Source organism: Acidithiobacillus sp. (assembly GCF_023255755.1).
Taxonomy (GTDB): Bacteria; Pseudomonadota; Gammaproteobacteria; order Acidithiobacillales; family Acidithiobacillaceae; genus Acidithiobacillus.
Map to the genome: position 1 here is coordinate 1 of NZ_JAGDVS010000113.1, position 8,330 is coordinate 8,330.

Sequence of the window (8,330 nt, forward strand, 5' to 3'; positions counted from 1 at the left end):
CCAATCGGCTCCCTACATTTTACTGGAAATGGGGAGTTTTTCGAACTTCCCTGCAATCTATTGTCAAAGTTTCATTAATATGGTTGCATGGTTTGAAGTGCAACACCCATCTGTGACTTCAATTTTACAGACATGATGCGTCATTGTGTCTCTTAGATACTGGGTGGGCATTAGCTAGTGAATTGATTTTGTTTGACTTAATGGCTTTCCGTTGAGGTCCATTTCCAGGTATTACGATGAGGCTGCTCACTCCGGAAGCCATCCAGACAAAATCTTGCCATCCACATCCCAAGGACAACCTTCAGGGAAGGTATCCGCTTTTATGCCTGTCTCCTCTTCTGCCTCATCTCTCGCTCTTGCCCAGGCATCAACCAGCATTTCAGGAATACAGCGCCTCAAGCTGGGCGAATCCTTGAGCACTCCGCTAATTTCAAAGCAAGTAAAGTCAGTCTCGTACAAATTCGTTGTCGGTTGCTCAAGCTGTAGCGTTGTTGCCATGGTCATGCCTCCCGCCGACATGTGGCGATGAGAAAATCATAGTTCAATTTAGGTGGCCAAGTCACCTATAGTCCATGTGATTTGGCAAACCCGTCGCTTATTTCTCGCCCAAAACCAAGGGCGAACATATCACCCCCTCTCGGAGAACTGTTGCTTGTCTCTCTAATGAGATACACTAACGTGGATAGTACCTGGAGGTATTCCGATGGCTCGAACCTCAATGCTGCATGTTCGCGTGGACGACAAGCTGAAAGCCGACGCGGCGGAGAAACTCGCTAACGTCGGCCTGACCATTTCGGATGCCGTGCGCATCCTGCTCACTCGCGTTACCAAGGAAGGCGGCTTGCCTGTCGGTCTGGTAGCTGATCCGGATGCCTATGACGCATGGTTCCGGGAAAGGGTGCATGAGGCGCTGGATGATACGCGACCGACTGTGCCGCATCGCCGGGTTATGGATGAGGTGCAATCGCTGATTGATAGGAAACGTCGTGCTCGTACTTGAGTGGCGGGAAGCGGCTAGCGCCGATCTACTGGCGATTGTCGAGTATATTTCGGATGACAACCCGGATGCTGCCCAACGCCTGAAAGACGACATTGAGGCCAAGGCCGCAAATCTGCTGGAGCATCCGATGCTCTACCGTGCTGGGCGGGTTTCTGGCACACGGGAAATGGTTGTGCGGTCGAGTTATGTAGTGATTTACACCGAAGACGCCCACGCTGTGGTGATCCTGCGCGTATTGCATGCCGCGCAGCAATGGCCGCCAGTGCGAGAGGGTGACTGAAATACGGTATCCCGATTTGTTTAACTGAGGTTAGGGCGGGTGGGGCTGTGACTGTAAGGGCTTTGGTCCTCGCAGCCGCTTGCGACGAAGTCGAAACACTGCTGGAGATCAGCGCCGAAACTGCGCATAATTACGGCCTTTGTGTGCAGGGCAACCGGGTGCGCGCGGGTATGGTCCTGACGCAGCCTGATGGAAAAGGAAGAATCATGAGAGAAGTGAATGAGATGCGTGCGCTGCACGAAGATCTCCAGGTCCGTGTCGCGGGCCTGAGGGGGTACCTTTGACCTCGAAGAAAAGCGCGGTCGCTTAGAGGAAGTTCAACGGGAGCTGGAAGACCCGACCATCTGGAACAACGCCGAAAAGGCCCAGGAACTGGGTCGCGAACGGTCTGCTCTGGAAGCCATTATCACGCCCATGGACAAGCTCACCGCGAGCCTCGCCGATGGCGGCGAGATGCTGGAATTGGCCCTGAGCGAGCAGGACGAAGAACTCCTCGCCGCTGTTGATGCGGATCTCGATACCGCGCTGTCTATGGTCGAGAAGCTGGAATTTCAGCGCATGTTCTCCGGTGCGCAGGATGCGGCAAACTGCTTTGTGGATATTCAGGCCGGCGCAGGCGGCACCGAGGCGCAGGATTGGGCGGAAATGATTCTGCGCATGTATCTGCACTGGGCCGAGTCCCATGGTTTTGCGGCGGAATTGGTGGAGGTCTCCGAGGGGGAAGTGGCGGGCATCAAGTCGGCCAGCATCCATGTGCGCGGTGACCATGCCTTCGGCTGGCTGCGTACCGAAACCGGTGTTCATCGCCTGGTGCGCAAATCGCCTTTCGACTCCGGCAATCGCCGCCATACCAGCTTCGCTAGTGTCTTTGTTTACCCCGAGATTGACGATAGTTTCGAGGTAGATATCAATCCGGCGGACCTCAAGGTGGACACCTACCGGGCCAGCGGGGCGGGTGGTCAGCATGTCAACAAGACCGACTCAGCCATTCGTATCACCCATGTGCCTTCGGGCATTATCGTGGCCTGTCAGACCGACCGCTCGCAGCATAAGAACCGGGCCGAGGCCATGCGCATGTTGCGCTCCAAACTCTATGAGATGGAGATGCAGAAACGTGCCGCCGAGAAGCAGGCGCTGGAAGACAGCAAAAGCGATATCGGCTGGGGGCATCAGATTCGCTCCTATGTGCTGGACCAGTCGCGGATCAAGGATCTGCGCACCGGGGTCGAAGTGGGCGATACCCAGAAGGTGCTCGACGGGGCGCTGGATATGTTCATTGAAGCGGCGTTGAAGGCCGGATTGTAAGCGGTAGTCACTCGGTATTTTGCAGGAAGAGGATGGATGGTGGATCAGGAACTGAATGACCAGATGCAGGTGCGGCGCGACAAGCTGGGACACTGGCGCAGCGAAGGCCATGCCTATCCCAACGGCTTCCGCCGCGATGCCCTGGCGGGCGACCTGCAAGAGCGTTATGGCGATATGGATGCCGCGGCCCTGGAGCAGGAACCCATCGCGGCGCGGCTCGGCGGGCGGCTGATGAGCCGCCGGGTCATGGGCAAGGCCAGTTTCGCTGACATTCAGGATCAGTCCGGGCGTATTCAACTCTTTGTCAGTCGCGATAACCTGGGCGAAGAGGTCTACGCGCGCTTCAAGGGCCTGGATTTCGGCGACATCATCGGTGTGGATGGCATCCTGTTCCGCACTAAGACCGGCGAGCTTTCGGTCAAGGTGCATGGCCTCCAACTGTTGAGCAAGGCCCTGCGCCCGCTGCCGGAAAAATGGCACGGACTCGCCGACCCGGAAACCCGCTTCCGCCAGCGCTATGTCGATTTGATCGTCACCGAAGCCACCCGCCGTACCTTCCAGATTCGTGCCGAAACGGTGGCAGCTCTGCGCGATGGTCTGCGCCAGCGCGGCTTTTATGAGGCGGAGACGCCCATGATGCAGCCCGTCCCCGGCGGTGCCACGGCGCGGCCCTTCGTCACCCATCACCATGCCCTCGACATGACCCTTTACCTGCGTATCGCCCCGGAGCTGTACCTCAAGCGGCTGGTGGTGGGCGGCATTGAGCAGGTCTTTGAGATCAACCGCAACTTTCGCAATGAAGGTATTTCCACCCGCCACAACCCCGAGTTCACCATGCTCGAATGGTATGAGGCCTACGCCGACCACGTGCGCGCCATGGACCTCACCGAGACCCTGATCCGCGCTGCGGCACAGGCGGCCCTGGGCACTACGGCGATAAACTATCAAGGGCTGGAGATTGACCTCGGCAAACCCTTCCACCGTTTGACGGTGACGGAGTCGGTGCGTGCCCATAACCCCGATCTGGCGGATGCCGATCTGCGGGACCCCGCAGTGCTGGCCGCTAAGCTCGCGCAATTGCACCTGCCCTGTCAGCCCGCCTGGGGCTGGGGCAAGCGTCTCATCGAAATCTTCGAGAAGACGGTGGAAGGCCATCTCCAGCAGCCCACCTTCATCACCGAGTATCCCCTGGAAGTCAGCCCGCTGGCGCGCCGTAATGATCTCGACCCCGAGGTCACGGATCGTTTCGAGCTGATGATCGCCGGCCGCGAGCTGGCCAACGGCTTCTCCGAGTTGAATGATCCCGAAGATCAGGCCGCCCGCTTCCGGGCACAGGTCGAGGCCAAGGATGCCGGGGACGAGGAGGCGATGTTCTTCGACGCCGACTATATCCGCGCCCTGGAATACGGCATGCCGCCGACCGCAGGGGTGGGGCTGGGCATTGACCGTCTGGTCATGCTCCTCGCCGATCAGCCCAGCATTCGCGAGGTGATTCTCTTCCCCCATTTGCGGCCGGAACAGTCATGAGGTTTTATGAACTCTGGATCGGGCTGCGTTACACCCGCGCCAAGCGTCGCAATCACTTCATCTCCTTTATCACCGGCACGGCGATCATGGGCATGGTCATCGGCGTGGCGGCACTCATCGCGGTCATGGCGGTGATGAATGGTTTTGACCATACCCTGCGCTCGCGGATACTGGCGGTGACCTCCGATGTGATCATTCAGGGCAACGGGGTGCCGGTGCTGGACTGGCCGACGGCGGTAAAGCGCCTTTCCACGCTTCCCGACGTGACGGGTGTGGCGCCCTACGTGCAGGCGCAGGCCATGCTCTCTCACGACGGGCTGGTCAGCGGTGCGGTCATCGAGGGCATTGATCCAGCGCTGGAAAGCCGCGTCAATAAACTGGCCAAGGACATGAAAATGGGTGAGTTGCAGTCCCTGCAGACCCACCCCTGGAGTATCGTCCTCGGGCGTGCGCTGGCGCGGCAACTGGGCGTGACCGTAGGTGACAAGATCACCCTGATTTCCCCCCAGGGCGGCGTAACCCCGCTGGGGGTAACCCCCGCCTTGCGCCAGTTCACGGTGGTCGGGCTCTTTTCCGTCGGAATTTACGCCTACGACAGCGGCATGGCCTATATCAATCTGGGCGACGCGCAGCGGCTCTACGGGCTGAACCAGGGCGTGACGGGCCTGCGCATGCAAATCAAAGACCCCTTTGCCGCCCCGGCCTTCGCCGCCCATTTGCAACAACAGCTCGGTGCCGCTTTTTATATCCAGGACTGGACCCAGACCCATGAGAACTTCTTCAAGGCGCTGGCCATGGAGAAACTGGTGATGTTTGTGATCCTGTCGCTCATCATCGCCGTCGCCGCCTTCAACATCGTGGCGACACTGGTGATGGTGGTCACCGACAAGGAAACGGATATCGCCATTCTCCGCACCATCGGCGTAACGCCGCGCAGTATCATGCTGATTTTTATGGTGCAGGGCGGGATCATCGGACTCTTTGGCACGCTGCTCGGTGTCTTCTTCGGGGTGTTGCTGGCATTGAATATTCCGACCCTGGTACCCGCCATCGAGCAGTTGTTTCACGTCCAGTTTATCTCGCCGGAGGTTTATTCCATCAGTCAGTTGCCCTCCAAGCTGGAGCCCTGGGATGTGATCCATGTGGCCATTGCCGCGCTCATCATGAGCTGGATAGCGACGTTGTATCCCTCTTGGCGTGCCTCGCGCGTCGCCCCTGCCGAGGCCCTGCGTTATGAGTGAGCAGATCATTCTTTCCGTCGAGCATCTGCGGCAGAGCTTTGCCATTGGCCGCGAGCGCCTGGAGGTTATCCGCGATATCAATCTGCAGGTGCGCCGTGGCGAACGTCTGGCGATTGTCGGCGCCTCCGGGCAGGGCAAGAGCACACTGATGCACCTCATGGGCGGATTGGAGCGCCCGTCGGGGGGAGTGGTGCGGATCCTCGGGCAAGAGGTCTACAAACTCAGCGAATCGGCGCGCAGCCGTTTGCGCAATCAGAGTGTCGGTTTCGTCTATCAGTTACACCGTTTGCTGCCCGAGTTCACCGCGCTGGAGAATGTCCTGCTCCCCCTACTGATACGCCGGGTGCCGCGCCATTCCGTAGAGCCTTGGGGTAAGGAAATCCTGACCCGCGTCGGGCTGGGTGAACGTCTGGGTCACAAACCTGGAATGCTCTCCGGTGGCGAACGGCAGCGTGTCGCCCTGGCGCGCGCCCTGGTCACCCGTCCGGCGCTGCTCCTCGCCGATGAGCCCACCGGCAATCTCGACAGCGAGTCGGCGGAGAGTGTCCATCAACTGATGCTCGACCTTAATCAGGAGCTGGGCACCGCACTGGTTATCGTTACCCATGAGCCGGCGCTGGCGGCACACATGGAGCGCGTACTCCGGCTGCAGGATGGCGTCTTGCAGCCCCTGGACGCTGTGCACTAAAACCGGCTGCGGTGCAGGCGACGGCGTCGCAGCCGCCACAGTATCCAGAGCCGCCAGCCACCGAGTACTCCAAAGTATAGTATCAGGGCGAGCGCTCCGCCAAGGATGAGGCTGCCCAGCCAGGTGAGCAGATAGGCGTGCCAGAGGCGGTCTCCCATGGCCATTATGCTGATCTGACCATGGACCATCGCGTGGATATCCGCATAATGAACGGTGATGGCCGGGGCCAGTCCCAACTGGTTGAGCAGCCAGAACCCCAGTTCATAGGATGCGAAGAAAAAGGGCACGATGGTGAGGGGGCCGGTCACTACAAAGGGCATAACGACGCCGACGGGAATATAGGCGCGACGCCAGAGACTGATGAGTAAGATGCTCAGCACATGGCCAAAAAAAGGCAGGCTGCCGATAAAGGTGCCGATGGCTGCGGCGCGCGCTACGTTGTGACGATGGGGATGCCACAGTACCGGTCGGGCCAGATAATGGGTAAAACGTCCCAAGGGACGTTTGCTGAGGACGTCCTCGCGGGTGGGAAGGCGACAGAATGCAGGTAGGCGCAATGCAATATTTCCTGGGTCGTAAGGGGGCTAGTGTAGCCAAGCCGCTGCCCTGGGCCAAATCCTGGCCGTCGCTGCCGCTTTGGGTTATCGCCGCCGGACTGGGGCTGGGGTTTTTTCACAGCTTCCGGCAACTGCCGGCTTTGTGGATTCCGCTTTCCATAGCGCTTGCCGGACTGCTCCTGGTTTGGAAATGGCGCCCCGCGCTGCTGCTGGCGGTCGCGGCGGGGGCCTTTGCCTGGGGCATCTGGCAGGCCGATCTGCGCCTCGCCATACAGTGGCCGGTGAGCCAGGATTTCAATGTCGAGGGCCGTATTGCCTCCATGCCCCAATTGGGGGGCCGGGAATATCGCTTTCTGGTGGCGCCCGAGCACTGGTCGGCAGAGGCCCTTTTGGGCGCCCGTCCTGACACCATTCTCGTTCACGGTAATCTTCCGGAAGTCCCCGTAGTCGGACAACGCTGGCAGTTGCAGTTGCACAGTGAGTCTCTTGCCAGCCTGCCCGGCAGTCCCTTTGCTGACCTCGCCCGGCAGCGTTTTTGGGCCGGGGAGGGCGGGGTGGCGCGACTGCAGGATGCCCGGCTGTTACCGGTTTCCCGCGGGAATCTCCAGGACGATATCGCGGCGGCCCGTGAGGCGGTGCTCCATGCCAGCAATATGGCCCTGGACCGCGAAGCGGCGGGCTTCGTGCAGGCGCTGAGTATTGGTGTCGGTAACCAACTCCCGCCAGAGATCTGGCAGGTGTACCGGGATACCGGCACCGCCCACTTGCTGGTGATCTCCGGCTCCCACGTGGCCGTGGTCGCCGGACTGGCCCTGTGGCTCAGTCAGTGGCTGTGGCGGCGTGTCCCCTGGCTGGTCGCCCGCTGGCCAGCGCAGACCGTGGGGGTCCTCTGCAGTATTCCGGCGGCCTGGGCCTATGCCAGTTTTGCCGGTATGCAGATTCCCGGCGAGCGCGCCGCCTGGATGATCACGGCAGCGGCACTCGCCCATCTGCTGGGACGCCCCAACAATGCTTGGCAGGGGCTGTCCCTGGCCGCCTTGCTGATTGCGCTGAAAAACCCCGGCGCGCTGGTGGATGTGGGTTTTTGGTTGTCTCTGGGCGCGGTGGCGGCGCTGGTGGCTATTGGCTACGGCGAGGCCGGCTGGCGTGCGCTGTTGCGCAGTCAATGGGCAGTCTCCATCGCCTTGATGCCCCTGCTGGCGGGACTCTTCGGACAGGTATCCCTGATCTCCCCTGTTGCGAATGTGTTGGTGATCCCGCTGGTGGAATTGCTGGCAGTGCCGCTGGCCTTGCTGGGCGCCCTGTTCGCGCTGCTGGATCTGGAACTCCTCAGTCGCCTGTTTTTTCATCTGGTGGCGCTGGAAATGGACGCGGTGACGGCGCTCCTCCGTGTTTTGCTGCACATTCCTTTTGCCCGGATCAGCACGGGTACTGGTCGCACCTGGGCCTTGCTGGCGGCGGTGCTGGGACTCGGCATCTTTTTCCTGCCGGCGGGCTGGCCGGGGCGGCGGCTGGCTTTGCTGGGTATGGTGCCGCTCCTGATCCCCGCCGGGGGTAGCGCTGATCTGGAATTGCGTGCCCTGGATGCGGGATCGGGCATGCTGCTGTTCTGGCAGAAGGGATCGCAGAGCGGCATTTTCTCGGCAAATCTCTGGAAGGCGGCCAGTCGCGGCAGCGGCGGCCTCGCGCTTACGGCGGCGCTGCGCCAGCAGGGCGTGACGCGGGTGGATGC

Annotated in this window: 10 protein-coding genes; 8 read left to right on the plus strand and 2 right to left on the minus strand. The window is 60.5% G+C overall.

Features of this window, described 5'->3' with window-relative positions; genetic code table 11:
• Window positions 1-246: 246 nt before the first annotated feature.
• The gene (locus Q0C48_RS07790; protein ID WP_163095623.1) at window positions 247-498 is read right to left on the minus strand and encodes a DUF29 family protein; all 252 of its coding nucleotides are present in this window, start codon (window positions 496-498) and stop codon (window positions 247-249) included.
• 205 nt (window positions 499-703) lie between these two features.
• On the opposite strand from Q0C48_RS07790, the gene Q0C48_RS07795 reads away from it, so the two are divergent.
• The 7 genes from Q0C48_RS07795 to Q0C48_RS07825 all read left to right on the plus strand — a co-directional run bounded on the left by Q0C48_RS07795 (window position 704) and on the right by Q0C48_RS07825 (window position 6,041).
• Complete coding sequence (locus Q0C48_RS07795) at window positions 704-1,000, plus strand: type II toxin-antitoxin system RelB/DinJ family antitoxin (RefSeq protein WP_163095621.1); 297 nt, start codon at window positions 704-706, stop codon at window positions 998-1,000.
• Window positions 987-1,280, plus strand: coding sequence for a type II toxin-antitoxin system RelE/ParE family toxin (locus Q0C48_RS07800; protein ID WP_163095620.1), 294 nt, complete (start codon window positions 987-989; stop codon window positions 1,278-1,280). Before Q0C48_RS07795 ends, Q0C48_RS07800 begins: the two co-directional genes overlap by 14 nt.
• Before the next feature lie 47 nt (window positions 1,281-1,327).
• The gene (locus Q0C48_RS07805) at window positions 1,328-1,564 is read left to right on the plus strand and encodes a hypothetical protein (RefSeq protein WP_291523158.1); all 237 of its coding nucleotides are present in this window, start codon (window positions 1,328-1,330) and stop codon (window positions 1,562-1,564) included.
• A protein-coding gene (gene prfB / locus Q0C48_RS07810; protein ID WP_291523156.1) for a peptide chain release factor 2 occupies window positions 1,487-2,585 on the plus strand; the annotation gives its coding sequence in 2 pieces (ribosomal slippage) (window positions 1,487-1,561 and window positions 1,563-2,585; 1,098 coding nt in all). Before Q0C48_RS07805 ends, prfB begins: the two co-directional genes overlap by 78 nt.
• Window positions 2,586-2,621: 36 nt before the next feature.
• A complete protein-coding gene (lysS, locus tag Q0C48_RS07815) occupies window positions 2,622-4,112 on the plus strand; it encodes a lysine--tRNA ligase (protein ID WP_291523146.1) in 1,491 nt (496 codons plus the stop codon).
• A complete protein-coding gene (locus Q0C48_RS07820) occupies window positions 4,109-5,353 on the plus strand; it encodes a lipoprotein-releasing ABC transporter permease subunit (RefSeq protein ID WP_291523148.1) in 1,245 nt (414 codons plus the stop codon). The genes lysS and Q0C48_RS07820 overlap by 4 nt, the downstream gene beginning before the upstream one ends.
• Window positions 5,346-6,041: an ABC transporter ATP-binding protein gene (locus tag Q0C48_RS07825; protein WP_291523150.1), complete on the plus strand. Its 696-nt coding sequence runs from the start codon at window positions 5,346-5,348 to the stop codon at window positions 6,039-6,041. Before Q0C48_RS07820 ends, Q0C48_RS07825 begins: the two co-directional genes overlap by 8 nt.
• On the opposite strand, the gene Q0C48_RS07830 is transcribed toward Q0C48_RS07825, so the two are convergent.
• Window positions 6,038-6,598: a DUF2062 domain-containing protein gene (locus Q0C48_RS07830; protein ID WP_291523152.1), complete on the minus strand. Its 561-nt coding sequence runs from the start codon at window positions 6,596-6,598 to the stop codon at window positions 6,038-6,040. The genes Q0C48_RS07825 and Q0C48_RS07830 overlap by 4 nt on opposite strands.
• On the opposite strand from Q0C48_RS07830, the gene Q0C48_RS07835 reads away from it, so the two are divergent.
• The coding region (locus Q0C48_RS07835) for a ComEC/Rec2 family competence protein (protein ID WP_291523154.1) at window positions 6,598-8,330 on the plus strand (1,733 nt) is incomplete at its 3' end. The genes Q0C48_RS07830 and Q0C48_RS07835 overlap by 1 nt on opposite strands.

Excerpts from the sequence above, each read along its gene's own strand:
- Q0C48_RS07790 (WP_163095623.1), bottom strand. The coding sequence starts at position 498 with ATGGCAACAACGCTACAGCTTGAGCAACCGACAACGAATTTGTACGAG.
- Q0C48_RS07820 (WP_291523148.1), top strand. The coding sequence starts at position 4,109 with ATGAGGTTTTATGAACTCTGGATCGGGCTGCGTTACACCCGCGCCAAG.
- lysS (WP_291523146.1), top strand. The coding sequence starts at position 2,622 with ATGGTGGATCAGGAACTGAATGACCAGATGCAGGTGCGGCGCGACAAG.
- Q0C48_RS07795 (WP_163095621.1), top strand. The coding sequence starts at position 704 with ATGGCTCGAACCTCAATGCTGCATGTTCGCGTGGACGACAAGCTGAAA.
- Q0C48_RS07825 (WP_291523150.1), top strand. The coding sequence starts at position 5,346 with ATGAGTGAGCAGATCATTCTTTCCGTCGAGCATCTGCGGCAGAGCTTT.